Origin of the sequence: Lysinibacillus sp. FSL R5-0849 (assembly GCF_038595075.1) — a bacterium.
GTDB lineage: Bacteria > Bacillota > Bacilli > Bacillales_A > Planococcaceae > Lysinibacillus > Lysinibacillus fusiformis.
Genome location: NZ_CP152004.1, coordinates 3,929,601 through 3,946,890, shown reverse-complemented (window position 1 = coordinate 3,946,890; position 17,290 = coordinate 3,929,601). Strand labels below are relative to the sequence as shown.

Annotated in this window: 21 protein-coding genes; 20 read left to right on the top strand and 1 reads right to left on the bottom strand. The window is 38.5% G+C overall.

All coding sequences use genetic code 11. The features are described from left to right. Nucleotides 1-38 precede the first annotated feature (38 nt). The 15 genes from MKY80_RS19520 to MKY80_RS19450 all read left to right on the top strand — a co-directional run bounded on the left by MKY80_RS19520 (nucleotide 39) and on the right by MKY80_RS19450 (nucleotide 9,646). Nucleotides 39-764 (top strand): hypothetical protein, encoded by a 726-nt coding sequence (locus MKY80_RS19520; RefSeq protein WP_342530804.1) that lies wholly within the window; start codon nucleotides 39-41, stop codon nucleotides 762-764. A 112-nt stretch (nucleotides 765-876) separates the two neighbouring features. Beyond that, nucleotides 877-1,110: a helix-turn-helix transcriptional regulator gene (locus tag MKY80_RS19515; RefSeq protein WP_342530802.1), complete on the top strand. Its 234-nt coding sequence runs from the start codon at nucleotides 877-879 to the stop codon at nucleotides 1,108-1,110. Between the two features lie 245 nt (nucleotides 1,111-1,355). After that, nucleotides 1,356-1,649, top strand: coding sequence for a hypothetical protein (locus MKY80_RS19510; RefSeq protein ID WP_342530800.1), 294 nt, complete (start codon nucleotides 1,356-1,358; stop codon nucleotides 1,647-1,649). 312 nt (nucleotides 1,650-1,961) lie between these two features. Then, on the top strand, nucleotides 1,962-2,387 hold the full coding sequence (locus MKY80_RS19505; RefSeq protein ID WP_342530798.1) for a hypothetical protein: 426 nt from the start codon (nucleotides 1,962-1,964) through the stop codon (nucleotides 2,385-2,387). Further along, nucleotides 2,377-3,054, top strand: coding sequence for a hypothetical protein (locus tag MKY80_RS19500; RefSeq protein ID WP_342530797.1), 678 nt, complete (start codon nucleotides 2,377-2,379; stop codon nucleotides 3,052-3,054). Before MKY80_RS19505 ends, MKY80_RS19500 begins: the two co-directional genes overlap by 11 nt. A 2-nt stretch (nucleotides 3,055-3,056) precedes the next feature. Continuing rightward, nucleotides 3,057-3,482, top strand: a complete 426-nt coding sequence (locus tag MKY80_RS19495) for a hypothetical protein (RefSeq protein ID WP_342530795.1) — start codon at nucleotides 3,057-3,059, stop codon at nucleotides 3,480-3,482. Nucleotides 3,483-3,556: 74 nt separating this feature from the next. After that, nucleotides 3,557-3,853: a hypothetical protein gene (locus MKY80_RS19490; protein WP_069481212.1), complete on the top strand. Its 297-nt coding sequence runs from the start codon at nucleotides 3,557-3,559 to the stop codon at nucleotides 3,851-3,853. Beyond that, nucleotides 3,843-4,244, top strand: coding sequence for a hypothetical protein (locus MKY80_RS19485; protein WP_342530792.1), 402 nt, complete (start codon nucleotides 3,843-3,845; stop codon nucleotides 4,242-4,244). The genes MKY80_RS19490 and MKY80_RS19485 overlap by 11 nt, the downstream gene beginning before the upstream one ends. Before the next feature lie 249 nt (nucleotides 4,245-4,493). Then, nucleotides 4,494-6,419, top strand: coding sequence for a phage tail tape measure protein (locus tag MKY80_RS19480; RefSeq protein WP_342530790.1), 1,926 nt, complete (start codon nucleotides 4,494-4,496; stop codon nucleotides 6,417-6,419). 93 nt (nucleotides 6,420-6,512) lie between these two features. Beyond that, the gene (locus MKY80_RS19475) at nucleotides 6,513-7,052 is read left to right on the top strand and encodes a hypothetical protein (protein ID WP_342530789.1); all 540 of its coding nucleotides are present in this window, start codon (nucleotides 6,513-6,515) and stop codon (nucleotides 7,050-7,052) included. Then, entirely contained in the window at nucleotides 7,034-7,441 is a 408-nt protein-coding gene (locus tag MKY80_RS19470) for a phBC6A51 family helix-turn-helix protein (protein WP_342530787.1), read from the top strand. Before MKY80_RS19475 ends, MKY80_RS19470 begins: the two co-directional genes overlap by 19 nt. Before the next feature lie 298 nt (nucleotides 7,442-7,739). Beyond that, complete coding sequence (locus MKY80_RS19465) at nucleotides 7,740-8,315, top strand: recombinase family protein (protein WP_342530785.1); 576 nt, start codon at nucleotides 7,740-7,742, stop codon at nucleotides 8,313-8,315. A 272-nt stretch (nucleotides 8,316-8,587) separates the two neighbouring features. Next, nucleotides 8,588-8,914 (top strand): hypothetical protein, encoded by a 327-nt coding sequence (locus MKY80_RS19460; RefSeq protein WP_342530783.1) that lies wholly within the window; start codon nucleotides 8,588-8,590, stop codon nucleotides 8,912-8,914. A gap of 267 nt (nucleotides 8,915-9,181) precedes the next feature. Further along, nucleotides 9,182-9,316 carry a hypothetical protein gene (locus MKY80_RS19455; protein WP_255319032.1) on the top strand — a complete coding sequence of 45 codons (135 nt, stop codon included), beginning with the start codon at nucleotides 9,182-9,184 and terminating at the stop codon, nucleotides 9,314-9,316. Nucleotides 9,317-9,352: 36 nt separating this feature from the next. Then, nucleotides 9,353-9,646 (top strand): hypothetical protein, encoded by a 294-nt coding sequence (locus tag MKY80_RS19450; RefSeq protein ID WP_089987057.1) that lies wholly within the window; start codon nucleotides 9,353-9,355, stop codon nucleotides 9,644-9,646. Between the two features lie 401 nt (nucleotides 9,647-10,047). Here the strand turns inward: MKY80_RS19450 and MKY80_RS19445 are convergent, their stop codons facing one another. Further along, the gene (locus MKY80_RS19445; RefSeq protein WP_089987056.1) at nucleotides 10,048-11,343 is read right to left on the bottom strand and encodes a S8 family peptidase; all 1,296 of its coding nucleotides are present in this window, start codon (nucleotides 11,341-11,343) and stop codon (nucleotides 10,048-10,050) included. Between the two features lie 135 nt (nucleotides 11,344-11,478). Here MKY80_RS19445 and MKY80_RS19440 point away from each other — a divergent pair, with 135 nt between their 5' ends. The 5 genes from MKY80_RS19440 to MKY80_RS19420 all read left to right on the top strand — a co-directional run bounded on the left by MKY80_RS19440 (nucleotide 11,479) and on the right by MKY80_RS19420 (nucleotide 17,260). After that, entirely contained in the window at nucleotides 11,479-12,699 is a 1,221-nt protein-coding gene (locus MKY80_RS19440) for a helix-turn-helix transcriptional regulator (protein WP_237068882.1), read from the top strand. Nucleotides 12,700-13,524: 825 nt separating this feature from the next. After that, the gene (locus MKY80_RS19435) at nucleotides 13,525-13,743 is read left to right on the top strand and encodes a hypothetical protein (protein WP_342530779.1); all 219 of its coding nucleotides are present in this window, start codon (nucleotides 13,525-13,527) and stop codon (nucleotides 13,741-13,743) included. Between the two features lie 146 nt (nucleotides 13,744-13,889). Next, on the top strand, nucleotides 13,890-14,921 hold the full coding sequence (locus MKY80_RS19430) for an ABC transporter permease (RefSeq protein WP_089987054.1): 1,032 nt from the start codon (nucleotides 13,890-13,892) through the stop codon (nucleotides 14,919-14,921). 2 nt (nucleotides 14,922-14,923) lie between these two features. Next, on the top strand, nucleotides 14,924-15,598 hold the full coding sequence (locus tag MKY80_RS19425; RefSeq protein WP_089987053.1) for an ABC transporter ATP-binding protein: 675 nt from the start codon (nucleotides 14,924-14,926) through the stop codon (nucleotides 15,596-15,598). Nucleotides 15,599-16,174: 576 nt separating this feature from the next. Next, on the top strand, nucleotides 16,175-17,260 hold the full coding sequence (locus tag MKY80_RS19420; protein WP_239355375.1) for an S-layer homology domain-containing protein: 1,086 nt from the start codon (nucleotides 16,175-16,177) through the stop codon (nucleotides 17,258-17,260). Nucleotides 17,261-17,290 lie beyond the last annotated feature (30 nt).

Below are 17,290 nucleotides of genomic sequence, written 5' to 3'. Positions count from 1 at the left end.
TCTTCAAAAAAACTATTCTGCAAAGGGGAAATGAGAGTATGACTATTTTTAAACTAAAACAGGGCGAAGTGTTAAAAGATACTGCATTTAAAAATCCAGGCACAGGAGCAATCGAATTTGCACGTCGTTATATTGGACCAGGGCATGATTATGATGAAATGCTCGAAATTATGTCAGATGTAATAGACGGTTATTTCACTGAGGTACATGATAAAAAGGTTAAACGTTGTCAATGCTGCGGATTCTACTATCGTGATAAAACTAAAAACAACAGCGCGACAACTTGCTCAGTGGAATGTAAAGCAGGTAAAGATGTAGTTTTAAAAACATACAAACGTAGAGTGAAGGCAGAGCAGCAAGGAACAGCCCGCAAGACTTATAAATATGGTCGATATTTTGGCGGAGAGTACCCGTTTTGGATTAATGATGAAGCAATGTTTGAGTATGATCGTAAGCATAAAATTTATAAGCACGGTGACGATTTAGAAGAAGTGGTTGCTAGAGCACAGCGACGAGCACAAATGGGAGGGAAGAAACGTATTACAACTAACTTTGGGCTTTATGAAGGTGAGTGGAGTACTGCCGAAACTCAAAGACTGCCTGAGTTTTGGGGCGATACGCCGACAATAGGTGGGAAGTGCAAAATAATCAAGATGACTCGAGTAGAAATAGAAGCAGAGTTATTGGCTCGGAATGGTGAAGGAAAGCTCAAAAAAGCCCGACAAAGAGCGCTGGACCATGCTAAATCAATCGGGAGAATTTAGGTGCGGACACCTCGGCTATAAGTGAGGATACCAGGTTTATCCTGGCTTTTTTATTTAGAAATCTAGCGTAAATAACAACAAAAGACAACAAAAAACGAAAGGAGATTTTAATATGGATTTTAGCGATTACTTGTGTAAAACAAGATTTTTCTATGGATTAACACTTAGTCAATTATCAGAGCGTATTGATTATTCAATTGGACATATTAACGATATTGAGAAAAAGAGAAAACCTGCATCAGATAAATTTAAAGCGACGGTTAGACGTGAATTTCCTCGGAATGAAGCGTTTGACCGTTTTTTATATGCAGAAAAAGAAGGTGAGCATCAATGGTTAATGAAATGACACGCAAATGTCGCACTTGCAAAGAAATTAAGAATCTAACCGAATTCACTCGACGTCCAAAAGCGCCACAAGGACGAGAGTACCAATGCAAGGCATGTCGCAGTAAAGCACGCTTCGAAAGCTCCTCGTATATCCGGGAAAGATTCCGTAAGCACGTGTACCGCCACAACACGGTCAATCTCTATACGGAAGCAACAATTGAAGAAGTATTGAGCGCTACAAATTGCGCTTATTGTGACGTAGAAATGACAAGAGGTAAACGGGAGCTGACAGAGGCTACAGTCGATCATGTATATCTAGGGCACAATATAGACGAAAATGTAGTCGTTTGTTGTCGTAGTTGTAACTCAAAGAAGCATAGACAGCATGTTTACGACTTCTATCAATCTAGCGAAAAATTCACAGACAAACTTTGGTATGAGTTTGTTAAACGGTTCGCAAGTCGTTTCTTAAAACATGAGGCGAACGAACAAGAAATCGAGGCCTGGAAACTAGGCTTTAAAGTAGAAAGCGAGGAAATGAAACGATATGGAGCATAAAAAGTATTCAAATTATCGAGGCAAAGGCAATCAAGCGAAGCCGAAACGTCATAAAAAGCAGTACAACAAAAACGGTATAGAGATCATCGGACAGCGATATCCGAAACCAAAAATTATAAACGGGGCGGTGTTTTACTAATGCAGATTTACTACAGTAATGATAACGGAGAGCATTGCGTTTACATTGACGAAGGAGAACGGCAGCATCGGATATTCTTGCCGAAAGATGTTGCTCCGTTAGATGCGCGATATTTTGTGCAATCAGAAGCAGCAAATTACGTAATTCAGCAACTGTTGAAAGGCGAAGATTAAATGTGTTTTGCCTTAATATCACTCGTCAATTTGCGAGAGGTTTCGTTCATTTCACTATTAATCTACCAAACGGATGAACAAGGCATATCCAATTTAATTGGCGAAATCTCAAAGCCTTATGACGATTTGATCGATTTGCTAGATGATTTATATGCTTATGAAATTATCGAGCTACAAACAGATAGCCAACAGTTGTATCGAGACTTAATAAGCGCTCAATACCCGGTGATTTATAGGCGGGAAGTCGAGGGTACACGCGAGCAGGTTACTCGTAACGAGGAAATGCTAGTCGAATTATTCGAGTTGGACAAGCAAGACGAACAGCCATCACCTGTTATTCCTACGTGGCGATTATGGTGTATCGACAAGTTAGAAAAGATTATTCAAATACTAAAAACAAAGGAGATAAAATCAGATGGCAATTAAAGAGCACGAATTTGAATTATTACAAGATTACAGAAATGAAGGCGCTGAAAGAGCAGCAAAACTAGCGCAGTATCAAGCTGATTTATCAAGTGCTCGCGCACGTTTAAGTGAGTTACAGACACAATATGAGCATACGTTCACGGAGAGCGTTAAGCATGGTACGGATGCAACTGATCAACTCGTTAAAATTGACGATGACATTGCGCTACAAAAAGAGGTTATAACACGTCGGGAGCGTGATGCACGTTTAGCACACGCAGCATTACCGGAGGGGACGATCTCATCCGTAGACTTAGTAGACGAATATCAAAACGTATTTGTGCCTCAGGTTCGTGCAGAGTATGAACCGATTGTACACGCAAAATTAAAAATGGCAAGGGACTTACTACTAAGTTGTATTGTGGATCACCGCGAAGGCGAGGATGCTTACGGAAGTTTGCGAGAGGAAATGGTTGAAATCTCTAGAGCTAATCGTTATCAGGGTAAAACGAGTGCGGTTATGGCAATAGAACACCCGACAAGTGTAGCGAAAGTTATGCGGAGTCAAGGCGCTATCAATGGAGTGCGTGAGGTAATCAACCAGGTTAGTTTATTCACAAATGGGCATAAGCCGAACGATTTTGAATATATCGCAGAAGTACCAACAAAAACAAAAGGAGCGAAATAATTATGAGCAAATATAACGAGCAAGTGGAAGCATTACAGGCGCAGCAAGCGAAGGGGAAAGGCACTAATTTCCGCGCTTTAGAATATGGCTTAAAGCAGAAATTGCAAGAAGGTTCAATTCAGCAACGGGACGTAGCGACCGCGTTACAAGTCGCAAGTGCAATTGGTTCATTGAGTTCGCGTGTTTTATACGCAAATGTTAAACGAGCTGCACAACAGTCATCTGAACATACAGAAAAGGTAAACGAAATTGTTAAAGTTGCGGAGAATGAAGTAGCGACAAGTACAGAAATGGGAGCACTACTTAAACAAGTTGAGCAATTAACTGCAGGATCCGATTCAGATGAAGCGCGTTCATTACTGGATAACGCCCGCAAATTACATGCTTTTTCAAAAGCAATTGAACAGGTAGAGACACGAGAATCTTAAACACGTAAGAGGCATGACGTTTTAATCGACGTTGTGCCTTTTTTTATTCATAAAAACAAGAGGGGGACACAGGGATGGACGGAAAACAAATAGTAGTAAAAGCTGGCGGTATCGTTAACTTTATCGATAAGTACAAATTTAAAGTTAATGCTGATTACATTCGCTACGCGAACGATATTAAGCCTTTGTTGTTACAGGTGGTTGTAAGCGATGCTCAGTGGTCACTAGCGGCAGGAAAGATACTAGAGGCGCTTATGCTGGCTATCAAACAAGTAGAGGGGCAAGATGTCCAAGCTGAATTTAAACGTGCTTGCAAAGAGTTTGATTCTGTTATCAGCAATATGAACGGTGGGAAATCGTATGGAATTTAATCTAGATTTATCCCAGCTAACACAATCTTTAAATCAATCTCCGAATGCGGTAGGCAGAGCATTGCTAAACGGGCTCACAGACGTTAAGAACGATTGGAAAGCAGAATCAGTCGACATTGCTCCAATTGCTGAGAAACTAGGAGGTACATTACGACGAAGTATTGACGCAGAAGTATTTACAGACGGTGACAGTACTGGCGTTGAAATTACGGCCAATGCAACACGGGGACCGAGGAATTTCAATTATGCATATTACATTCATGAAGGTAACGGGAACGCTGTAACTGGTGAGAAGAAATTTCTTGATAAACCAGCACAACAAAATCAGGATAAGTGGCGTCAGTGGCTTGAAAAAGAGCTTGAAGAAGAGCTTAGAAGGGTGGGGTGGTGAATTATGAACCTAACCGCAGTATTCCGAGTTCGTGATCAAGGCAGCTCACGATTACGTCAAATTACTCAGGCGATGGAACGAATGAATCGGACTAGCCGTAACGCTAGTGATAGTATGTCACGTTCCCAAGCTGCAGTAAATCGTTTCGGAAGTTCAGTATCTTCCACATCTAATCGTGTGGGAGGATTTGCAACGCGGGTCTCATCGTTGAGAGTTGGTGCAGACGGTGTAAGTGCATCATTACGAGGTATGCAAGGTGCTTTAGTTGGACTCATGGGTGCGTACGTTGGAGTAACAGGGGCGTCGAAGTTGTTTAGCGCTACAATCGGTGCTGCAGCAAACTACGAACAAAATGCGATGGCTATTACAGGGATGTTTGGTGACGATAAACAAGCTAAAAAGTATCTTCAAATGGTCGAAAAGGCTGCTATTGATAGTCCGGTATTGAACAGTACAGATATGATGACAAACTCAAAAGCATTCATAGGAATCAGTAAGAACCTTGATGAATTAAAACAGGTTTGGGGTTTAGTTGAACGTATACAGGCGCTTTCAGGCGTAGACACTCAGCAAGCAGCTTTCTCGACAAAAGAGCTTATGCAAGGTGACTACGTTTCAATGTACGAGGCAGTCGGACTAGATAAAAAGGAATTACAAAAAATCACTAAAATGGACGGAATGTCTGCTAAGATGGCTGGCCTAGATAAATTATTAACCAAAATGGGCGTAAATGATGAAATGGTTAATAATATGGCGAATACAACAAAAGGATTGTGGTCGCAACTCGAGGAGAAGTCACAGACGTTCTTTAGAAACATAGGAATGGAAAGCAATACAAAACTAGCGGACTTTCTAAGGCGACTAAATAAGATGTTTGATGGTATTGATACCAACTCTATCAGCAATAAATTGGGAGGTATGCTTGCTAAAGCCACAGATAAAGCAATCGCTTTATACGATATATTCGTGAAATGGCGAACGCAAATAGCATACGTAGCTGGAGCGATTGGCACGTTTGTAGCTGCGTTAGCTGTAGTAGGAACAATTTCTACGTTGGCAAATCCGATAGCACTAATCGCTGCAGGAATAGCCGCGGCAGTAGTCGGATTCAAAGCACTCTATGACAATAGCGAAATGTTCCGAGGAGCAATCGACGGCATAGTCGGCAAGGTTAAATCGTTATGGTCCGCATTTAAGACGGGCGGCACAGGCGGTTTAATCAGCGCATTATTTCCGCCTGATATTGCGAATCAGATTAACTCGATAGTTGATGGAATAAAGGCGAAGATTTCCGGTCTGATGACGGCGTTTAAAACTGGCGGATTTAAAGGCGTACTGGAGATGCTAATTTCTCCCGAAGCTATTAGCGCAATGACGTCTCGCTTTGCAACGATAAAGGAGCAAGTAATTAGCGTATTCACTAGCCTTGTTGAAGCCGTGTTGCCGGTACTTCAAACGCTATGGTCAACTGCACAGCCGATTCTTAGCGCTTTGTGGGACGCATTAAAAATCGTAGCTGATGTCGTAATGCTCGCTTGGAATAACATCATCGCACCTACGATTACATTCGTTATGAAAACTTTTAAACTTATGTGGTCGGTGATTGGTCCGATATTAGAGCTATTAGGCGCAGCGATTGGTGCAGCCTTTAAGATATTGCGCTTAGTATGGGACACGATTGTGGGTCCGTTTGTAGCGTTCCTAGCCGGTGGATTTACGCAAGCATTCGGAGCAGCTACGGAAATTGTTAAAGCGTTGACTCCCGCATTCAAAACTGTGGGCGGTTGGATTAGTACAGCGGCAGGATACTTAAAGGACTTCGCAGCAATTCTAGGAAACATTAAAATGCCAGACTGGATAGGTAAAATCGGTTCGGGCGCCGTGAGTTGGGCGAAGAAGTTGATACCGGGCAAAGACGGCGGAGCAGCTAAATCACATTACAGCGGATTAGATTCCGTACCATATGACGGATATGCAGCGCGTCTCCATAAGGGTGAACGCGTTTTAACTGCGCGTGAAAATCGTGATTATTCGGAAGGCGGCGGAGGAAACGGCATAGGTGGTGGAGTAGTTATCTCGGGCAATAACTTTACAGTACGTGAAGATGCGGACATTCATCGCATAGCGTTTGAGCTAGCGAAATTAATCGAACAGGAGATGGTGCAAACTGGCTAAGAGTCCTATCGGTTTATAAACAACAAACTGGCGGGCATCGGCTTTTATGGCGGTGCTTGCCTTTTCTAATACAACGAAATGAGGAGTGATGGAATGACAACGATTGATATTGAACGTATCCGCGCAGACTTGAAACGCTTTAAAGAAGAAAAGAATGCAGCAGATATGGAACGAGGTTATTGTATCTTAGATCAACCGTCCTATAAGCCAGTCGTGAGTGATGTTTGGGCGCAGGAAGCATACTACAAACATTTGTCAGAGATTAAGATGTCTCTTGCGGAGTATGCAACTCTATTGCTAGATGCAAAAGAAGTAGTAGTGGTTGGAGAGCATCCGAAGCTACTTGAATGGCAAGCACTATTAAATATTGCAAGGGAATGTAAAGATAGATCGCTAAGTCTACGATGTTTCTTCATATCGCAAATTTTTTTAAAGGCAGCTATAGAAGGTGATGAGAGGTTTGAGTACGCCAAATTAGCGGATTTGATAGATAAAGAAATCAATGATTATCCTTACCACGTTTATTACAAAGAACGCTATGACGATGGTTATGGAGAAGGTACACAAGGAACATTTGATGAATACTACGAAATAAAAAGGGAGGAATTAGCTTCATGGCTAATAGAACACTAAGAGATATTATGAAAGAATTGTCGGCGGAACAAGTTAAAGCGGCTCAATTATTATTTGAGAATGATACTTTACCGCCTAAACAACGTCGCACTTATGAGCAGATTGCAGATGAGCTAGGTATCGAAGTACGTACTCTGTATAACTGGCGTAAACTAGACACTATGTTAGATTACAAAGTCGCTATGACCGATACTTACACTAAGGAGCATAGAGCGCGTATCATGAGCGCTGTAATCCGTGAATCTGAGTTAGGTAACGCTTCAATGACGAAGCTATTTATGCAGAATCAAGGTATGCTTATCGACCGAGTGGAATATGAGGATAAGACGGAGAAAATTGACGAGGTAGCATTGGCGACTAAGTTAGCGAATTTTAAAGCAAAGCTATAGACTATGATATATCAACGGTTTAGTGCGTTAAAGTGTTATAAATGCGGAGTTGGCTACGTGCTGGCTTCGCTCTTTTTTTATGCGTTGGTATAGCGTTGAGGCTTCCGTTTAATTCCGAAATACGAGAAAACATCGGGTAGAACGTGCTGGCGGACGCGCTACCTTGAAAACAAATCGTTATCTGAAAATTTACATATGCGTTATCATAACTTAACAGTATTGACAACGTTTTGCCGATGCGATAAGATAGCCTTATAAACGTTATCAAAACTTATTATCAAAAGTTAGGAGCGATATAATGGCTAAATACGGATATGCTCGGGTATCGACGGTAGCGCAAGATTTAGAATCGCAAATACAGTCGTTAGAGTCAGAAGGTTGTACGGAAATCTATAAAGAGAAGTTCACGGGGACTAAGACGGATAGACCGATATTTAATGAAGTCATGGCGTTGTTAACGGAAGGTGATACGTTAGTGGTAACGAAACTAGACCGATTAGCACGTAACACTAGAGAGGGTATCGATGTTGTCGAGGCGTTATTCGAGCGCGGTGTACGCGTGCATGTACTTAACGTAGGACTATTAGAGAATACTACAATGGGACGCTTCTTCCTCACTACGTTGTTAGCTGTAGCTGAAATGGAACGCAATTTAATCATTGAACGAACGCAAGAAGGCAAAGCGATTGCCAAGCAGCGAGAGGACTTCCGCGAAGGTAGACCGAAGAAGTTCGATAAGAAACGCTTAGATACTGCAATGCAACTATTGGAATCGAATAGTTATAAAGAAGTCGAAGCAAAGACGGGAATTTCTGTTGCAACTTTAGCGAGAGAAAGAAGAAAACGAAAAGCAAACGAAATGATTAACGATTGAGCAAACGCGCTTGATCGTTCTTTTTTTTGCGTTGAAAGTGCGTTACCCCCAAGGCCACCGATTCGGAACGGCGTCATCTGGTACTCGAGAATTACATACATCATTTTTAAAACAACCCGACTTTTTGCGCTGTCAGACGCAATTCTAACGCATCGACATTCGCAAAGTAGGGTAGTTGTACGTTTGGAATCGTCTGAGTGAAGTCTGAAAAATGGTCGTTTACCTATAGTTAATGTTATTATATTGATGAAATATAGAGAAGAGGTATAGCGATGTATAATTTAACTGCAGTTTCAGAATCAACTCACAACAAGATACCTAAAATAATTACACATATTAAGTATATAAGAAAGAAGCGTAAGTTTGGAACATATAATGGAGTTGATATATTGTTGACAAGTGATGAGTTTGGACAATATGCTTCATTTGCGCGTGATGTTAGGCGTTTCAAAAGCATGGAAATGGCATTAGAAAATCTAGTTGAATCGCGAACTAATACGGTAGACTTGCTTAAAATAATCAAAAGTGCTAGTGAGGACTTGGCTAATTTAGCGAAGAACGAGCAGAAATATTTTGACATTCCGTTAGGGTTAAAGTAGACTAGCGGTAATAGGAAAACGGTCGTTTACGCATTATTCGATTAAATGTCCGTTCAAATTAACGTTTAGCATGTCGGAGTATCTAACGCACTCTTTTCACGACTCAAAATCGTGTTCCTTTGGAGTGTCGGTTCGACCCCGACCACCGGTATCTAAAAAGTGAAAGAATCCTTGATAACTCAAGGGTTCTTTTTTTATGTTGAAAATTTGTAGAAAAACTGTATACATTAAGATTGAATATTCTTCCATGAAAAGGGGGGCTAACGAATGAGCTATGTTATTCAAGCTACAGAAAAGAATAGAGGTATTGGAAGCGAGTATGAAACTAAAGCTTTATTATACTTGATGAATTTTAGAACAGATAGTAATGATATTAGTTACTATATAACTTCAATGATTTGACTGGTTCGTGTAATCAGGTAAGTAAACTATGGGATAATGTTCGTTGACGAGATTTCTTTAGAATCACTGTTATTTTATAAAGAGCAATTATTTAATGCAGAAGATGCTGAGAGTAAAGTACAAGAACTAGATGAACAAATACGAGAATTAGAATCAATTATTACTATGTTTGAAATTGCAAAGGACAAAGGTATTTCAACTAAAAAAGAAGTTATCTCTAATGTTTTATTCTCCATGAATGAAAAATATAAAAGTATTGATCCAAATGGAACTTTATTTTTTGATAGTCTGTTTACTAAAAAAACAGAAACATACTCCGTAATCAAATAATATTTACTACTACTCTAAAAACCGAAGAAATAGGAAAGTATGATAAAGAAGAATTTAAGTTTGTAAATCATATTGACTATTCTACACATATTCCTAGTAGCATTTTAAATGAGGGATATCTGGATTACTTTAAAATATTGTTAAAAGAATTTATTCATGATTTTAATTAGTGAAGTTTGAAAGGCACATTAAGTGCCTTTCAATAATTCTACCTGTTCACCCCTACCTGTAGAAATTTGTTTGAGGCTGGTTGGGACTTAGATCTCGTATAACAAGCGAAGCTATAATACTACTTGGAGGTATTAGGGGTACTGGTGAATACGTTTAGAACCAAAAAAATAGTAATACAAACCATAGCTTTGGTTTGTATTACTAATGTTAGTATGCTTCACCTTTTGAAATTATTGAACGCGAGCAAATCCAAATCCTGAAGCGTAGTCATCACCTATAGCAGCTCCATAACCACCTTTAATATCTACTGATTTTGCTCTCGCTTGTAAGTTAGAACGTAGTTGCGTGTTAGACAATGACGGATTTTCAGCCCAAATTTTTGCTGCTAAACCAGAGACATGAGGGGTAGCCATTGATGTGCCGCTAATTGTATTATAACCGCCATTATACCATGTAGAATAAACTGATGAGCCAGGAGCTGAGATTTCAATATCACCTTCCTGGATTACATAATCTCCAGCTGTAGATATATAACCACGTGAAGAGTAGTCAGCTACACGATAAGTCCCATTTTGTTGTACATTTTCTAAAGCTGCAACGGCGATTGCATTTGGTAATGCCCCCGGATAACCAATTGTTCCTTGCGCATAGCCTGAATTACCAGCTGCAGCTACTATTAGAACTCCTTTACTGTATGCGTAATTGACAGCACTTGAAATGAGGCTATTATTCGCTGAAGAACCTAGAGACATACTAATAATTGTTTTGCTACCAGTAGCTGTTGCTTGATCTGCTGCATGTCGAATAGCAGCAGCAATATCATCTGAGTATCCAGAGCCGCTATCTAATAACACTTTGTAAGCCCAAAGATCAGCATCTGGAGCTACACCGTAAATGCCTGCTTGATCGCTTCCACCATCAGCTAAGGCCGTACCAGCAACATGTGTACCATGTCCGTTTCTATCTGTACAGCTGTTATTAATGGGTGTTGTCGCACCTGTAAAGTCTTTACATTGCTCTACGTTATTGACAAGGTCAGGATGAGAAGTATTTACACCCGTATCGAGTACGGCAATATTAATGCCACTTCCTCCAGTTGTAGATGTTAAAGTATCATTGTTATAAATTGCTTTAATTCCCCAAGGTATTTGTTGAGAAGCTCTTAAAGAAGTTACCAAATCCAGGGTTTCATTTTCTACCATACTATCGTCTTCCAAACCTATCGTATCTAATGTAACGATAGGAACTTTTGTAACTGTGAAATTTTTATTCTTCTGTAATGCTTCGAATTGTTTTTCATTCATATCAGTTGAAAATCCGTTCTCTGTTAATTCCCAACGAGCAGAATATTGAGTTTTTAATGTTGATTTTTCTGATTTTTTGTTTGCCTCAACATAAACACGGAATTTCTCCTGACCACCGTCGTTTCCTGAGCTATCTTCGCTATTCATCGCTGTTGCGTACACCGGATTTATTACTGATCCTGCAATCAAAAGACTTAGCAACGTACTTTTCATTTTTTTCATTCATCCCAACCCCTTTTCAAATTAAGTTATAGTACTACAATTTGAATCTACCATAATTTAGGTTTTTTGATTATTGGGAAAATTATGATTATAATAAATGTAAAATATAGTCATTCGATACGGGAGGTTATGAAAATGAAGATAGGTTCATTAATTAAGTACTATCGTACAAAGCTAGGAATGACACAGAATTCAGTGGCAATGGGGATTTGCTCGATTCCTCATTTAAGTAAAATTGAGAATAATAATAAAGAAGCAAATAGCGAGACAATACGTCTACTGCTAGAACGATTAAATATTAGTATTCATGATGTAGAGAATAACGAACAAAATATTATTTGCCTATTAAATGATTTACAAAAACATATAAATTACCTAGAGAATGAGAAAGTAAAAGAGACAATGAGCAGATTAAAAGAATATGAAGAAATAATAGGTTTTACAGAATCTATTTATTTATATGAACTTTATAAGTTACGTTATTATGTGTTTGTTAAAGAGCATAAATTAGCAGACAATCAATTAAGATGGCTAAATGCCCACCGACAAAATTTTTCCCAACATGAAAGGTATTTACATTCATATTATTATGCATTAGTTTTAATTACAAAAGGTAAATATGAGGAAGCAGCTAAAGAACTAACTCAAATACTTCAAATACATCCAGAACTAGGGTCACTAGAAGGAGAGTTTTACTATCATTTCGCTTTAATAAAAGGGCGGTTAGAAGAACCAAGCCAAGCAATTATTTATGGGAAAAAAGCTCTTCAATTCTATAAGGACCAATTTAATTTTAAAAGAATTATTTATACATTAATGTCTCTGGCACTCAATTACTCTCGAGGAAAAGTGTTTCACGAAGCAATCGAAATCTATGAACATTTAGTGAGAAATGTGGAGCTATTACAGCAACAGCAGCTATTACCTGCTATATATCACAATTTGGGGGATTTGTACCAAATGAGATGGGAATATGAAAATGCATTAATTTACTTTGAAAAAAGCGCTTCTTTAATGTCAAAGAACTGTGATCATTATCTGCTTTGCTTATATAATTTAGGTGTTACACAATTTCGCTTAGGACAAACGGAAAAAAGTATAAAAACCTTTACTATTCTAAAGGAAGAAGCAAAAAATAAGAAAAAAATAAGTTTTAATTTATTTGCTACTTTTTATTTATATTTGCTAGGAGAAGAAAAAAAGAAAGCAATGGATTTTTTAGAAGGGAGGTTAATTCCATTTACAGCAGATAATGAAGAATTAAAAGAAATGCACCAACAATTTTCTAATTTATTGGGAGAGTATTATCGACAAGAAAAGCAGTTCGAGAAAGCTATGCAATTTATTGAAATTTAAAGGAGAGTGTGAATATGAAGAAAAATGTTGGATTATCAATTTTAATACTGAGTGCTACAGTAATAATTATATCTGTTCCAATTCATCCACCGGTTTTATAAAAGGCCAGAGTGGTAGAAGGTAGTGGCTCTATCTTATGATTGAGGACAGTGTTTTTCAAAACTCGAAATGTGAGGCACTTCGCAACTGAAAAATTGCCCATAAGATACACGTAGCAGCATGTATTTTGGTAGGCTTTATATTGAGCCTCAGCGGGCATAATTCTCGCATTAAAGAGATTAAACGCCAATTGCCTTAGGGCAAGGACAGTACTGGTAGGTCTCCTATATGTATGGATTGCCTTTGGTTGATGAAGAAGGAGTCAAGTAGGTGTTAAGAAACCTGATAGCTGATTTTGACCTGACACTCGCACTTTCAGGGAAGCGTTCTGTAAATGAAAAACCAAGAGTTGTTGAAAAGAGCGGAGAAGTAACATGAAGGACAATGTAAGATATCAATTGATGAACATGAAATCAACAGATGAAGTACATGCATTGCTCAATAACTTTCAATCAAATAATGTTGATTGACGATGGTATAGAATGATGTAGCCTCAAAAAGTTTAGAGCTTATCAAGCAGTAAATTGGCAGAAATGAATGCGGTATTGAACCCACTAGCACCACCACACTCTACGTATGTAGAGTGTGGGTAATGTATTTAATTGTTACTTTTCCGTTACTGGGTAATTAATTTCTGCTAAAAGTGCGCCTGCAAAGAGCTAACACTTTGTTACCGCAATTCAATGAAAAAGGATAAATTCTCGTTAAAGATGTTACAAACAGAATTTGAAAAAAACTCATAATCAGAAAATATCGGGTATTATTGATTGGAGTGGTGGAGCATTCGGTGACCCACGATACGATTTTGCGCTAGCTGTAAGACCTAAACCACAAGCCTTTGAAACTGAAAGAGACAGGCAGATATTTTATGAAGGGTATGGGAGAAAATTAATTAATCAAAACGAGTACAATTACTTTAAAAATGGATTATATGAGTTTTTTTAGATGAAGATATAAACCGTTCTGTAGGATAAATTACTTTCCTTCAGAGCGGTTTATTTGTTTTCCCCTACATTTTTAACGATTAGTTCATGCTCTGTTCATGTAACAATTTTAAGCTAAGGATAATCAAAGTAATGGAGGGGTTAAGGATGAATCTTGCCTGGAAAGAAATGAAGAAAAATAAAGTGCGGTTTTTAATCTTGGGCTCCATCATCTTCCTAGTTAGTTTTTTAACGTTTATTATTTCAGGTTTGGCGAATGGTTTGTCACAGGATAATGCAGCTTTAATAAAAGATTTACCTCAAGGACAATTTTACATGACGGAGGATGCAGATGGGACGTTTAATCTTTCGAGAATCTCTAGCGATCTACAACAGGAAGTCATGACTGAGGAGAAGGAGGCAGTTGCCTTTTCTATTCAAATGGGCTTTTTAAGTGATCAGGATGATAAACAGCAAAGTGTGGCCTTTGTCACGTCGACGGAATCAACACTATTTAGAAATGTACGACATGGTGAGGTGCTGTTAGACAGCTCGCTACAGGATAAAGGAATTAAGGTTGGAGATATATTAACGAACAATCAATATAGTGGCGAGTTTATAGTGAAAGGCTTTGTGGAGCAAAAGAAATATAGCCATGCCCCTGTTGCTTATATAAGTAAAGAGGCTTATCAGGAAATGTATCGGGTAAAGAATATGCAATTAATTTTCGTTCCCAAAAATACGGCTAAGGAATTTGAGGGACTGCAGTCTTATAGCAATAAAGAATTTCTGAATGCTATTCCGAGTTACAGTGCGGAACAGATGTCTTTAAATATGATAATTTGGTTTTTAGTTGTCATTAGTGGTATGTTATTTGCTATTTTCTTCTATATGATGAATGTACAAAAGATTGGACTATATGGCATTCTCAAGGCGATTGGATTAAAAACAAGTAGGTTATTTAACATGATCTGGACACAGATGGTGATTATTACTGCCTTTTCATTAGTATTATCAGTCAGCCTTAGTCAATTATTCAATATAGTTGCGCCAAAGGAGATGCCGTTTACGTTAAACCTAGGTACAACAATACAACTATCGTTAGTGTTCCTTGTCATTGGTTTTGTGGGAGCTACACTGTCAGGTCTACAAATTAAAAAAATCGAACCGTTACAAGCAATACACCAGGGGGAGGCTTAGTCATGACGTTATTTACGATTGATGAAGTAAGAAAAACGTTTAAAAATGGTGATGTCGAAGAGGAAATTTTAAAAGGCATTAATTTATCCTTAAAAGAAGGAGAAATTACCGCATTGGTAGGTGCATCTGGTTCAGGAAAAAGCACGTTATTAACTATAGCTGCTGGACTACAACCAGCAACAGATGGACAAATCCTTTTTGAGGGACATAATTTAACGGCTATGAACGAGGAACAGGTACGAGGGCTGCGTGCAAGTAAATTTGGCTTTGTCTTTCAGTTTGCACATCTAGTACCTTTTCTTACCGTTGAGGAGCAGCTGCTATTAATGTTGGACGTTGCTGGGTCGCCACTGAAGAAACATGAGAAAAAGCATGAAGTAAATCGTTTATTACAGTTAGTTGGGTTAGCTCATCGTCAACATGCTTATCCTTCTTCCTTGTCAGGTGGAGAAAAGCAACGTGTAGCGATTGCTCGTGCCATTATTCATCAACCAAAAGTATTGTTTGCAGATGAGCCAACAGCAAGTTTAGATTCACAGCGCTCTAAAGAAATTATGTTGTTATTAAGAACATTAACAAAAACTTTAAATATAACAACATTATTAGTGACGCATGACGAAGAAATGTTGGCTTATACAGATCGTATTATTAAAATGAGCGATGGTGTCGTGTTATAAAATAAGCAAGGCTCCCACTAATAGGGAGCCTTGTGTAACATTTAGGTTAAATGTGTGTGACATGCAAATTTATAGGATTATTAGGAAGGAAAATCCAATTAATTGTTGAATTATTTGTTATGCAAAAATAAAAAGGAGGGATATGTTTGGGAAGAGTAATTAGCTTGGAATTAAATAGTCAGTAACCTAAGAAAACGGCAGCTTTTATAGTAAGTTGTTTGGCTGGGAGGTAGCGGCCCCGAATTGAGATTAGGCCAGTGACAACTGGGCAAGAAAGCGAAATTGGGGTTAATGGTGGCATTAGTAAAGGTCCAAGTGACTATCCACTTGGTACACGAATTCAAAATGCAACTGATGAAGTTATCGAATAGGCAACAAGGAACGGGGCTACTATTTTGCGTGAGAAAATGGAGTTTGATGACTTTTATCTTGCTTATTTGGTGGATCCTACTGGTCTAGGAATCGGATTAATTCAACATAAAAATAACGCATAAAGTCTCTTTCAGTAGAGTCTTTTTTCATTTTAAGCATAATTAAACGTCTTTATGGGTAAAGAATCGATGGAGGAGGGATAATGTGAGGAACATATTGAAATTAGTATGTTTGATCCTGATAACGATTGGCTTAATACCGAAGGAAGTGCAGGCAGCCAGTTTTAAAGATTTAACGGATGATACCTTGATGACAGAAATACATTATTTAGTGGAGCAGGATATTGTGAAGGGTTATTCGAATCAGTTATTCAAGCCGAATGACTATGTTACGAAAGCACAAGTAGCTGTCATGCTCACACGTGCTTTAGGACTAAACACAATCAACATAGAAAACCCCCACTATCAAGATGTAACAACTGCTAATCAATATTACAAAGAAATAGCTGCTGTACAAAACAAAGGGATATTCGATGCAGCTCATACATTTAATCCAGACGCGCCGATTACTAGAGGAGAAATGGCTATTGTGCTAAATAGAGCCTTTCAATTAAAAGGCTCAGATTCTTATTATTTTACAGATGTGACGGAGCAGACACGTGGTTATAAAGAAATTTTAACACTGGCCCATAATCATTTAATAAGGGGCTATGAGGGTGGTGCATTTAAGCCTAATGACCCTGTTACACGTGCACACTTCTCAGCATTTTTGGCACGAGCATTGACTCTTTCTAAGCCCAATTTGCTAAAGGACCCGGCATTTGTTTATACGTATGCCCATTATTCTTTAAGCGACAATAAGCGTTATACTTTAAGCTATCAATATGAGCAACACGACGGTAAAAATGATGTATGGACAGTCAAAAATGTAAGTACAGGACAATCACTTGCTGATGAGCTTTTATATGGTCATGATCGTGCATATGGTCAAGCCATTGCAAGTGAAGCTAACACACATTATGATTTATATATGGAACTACCACTTAGAATAGGTGTTATTTTACATGAAGATGATCCAGGGGTTACTGCAGGAGAAAGAGTAACTGTAAAATCAACTAATAGCACAGTACAAGCTGGTGAAGTGCAATATACGGGTGTAATAATAGTAGAGAAAAGGTCAAAATTTAGTGATGTGATAAAAACTTATTATTTCGTAGATGAAATTGGTTTAATCAAGGAGCTACACAATGATATAGTTGTGTTTGAATTACTCAATCGAACAATGAAATAATCAGAAAAGGAAAGCAAGCCACTGATGGAC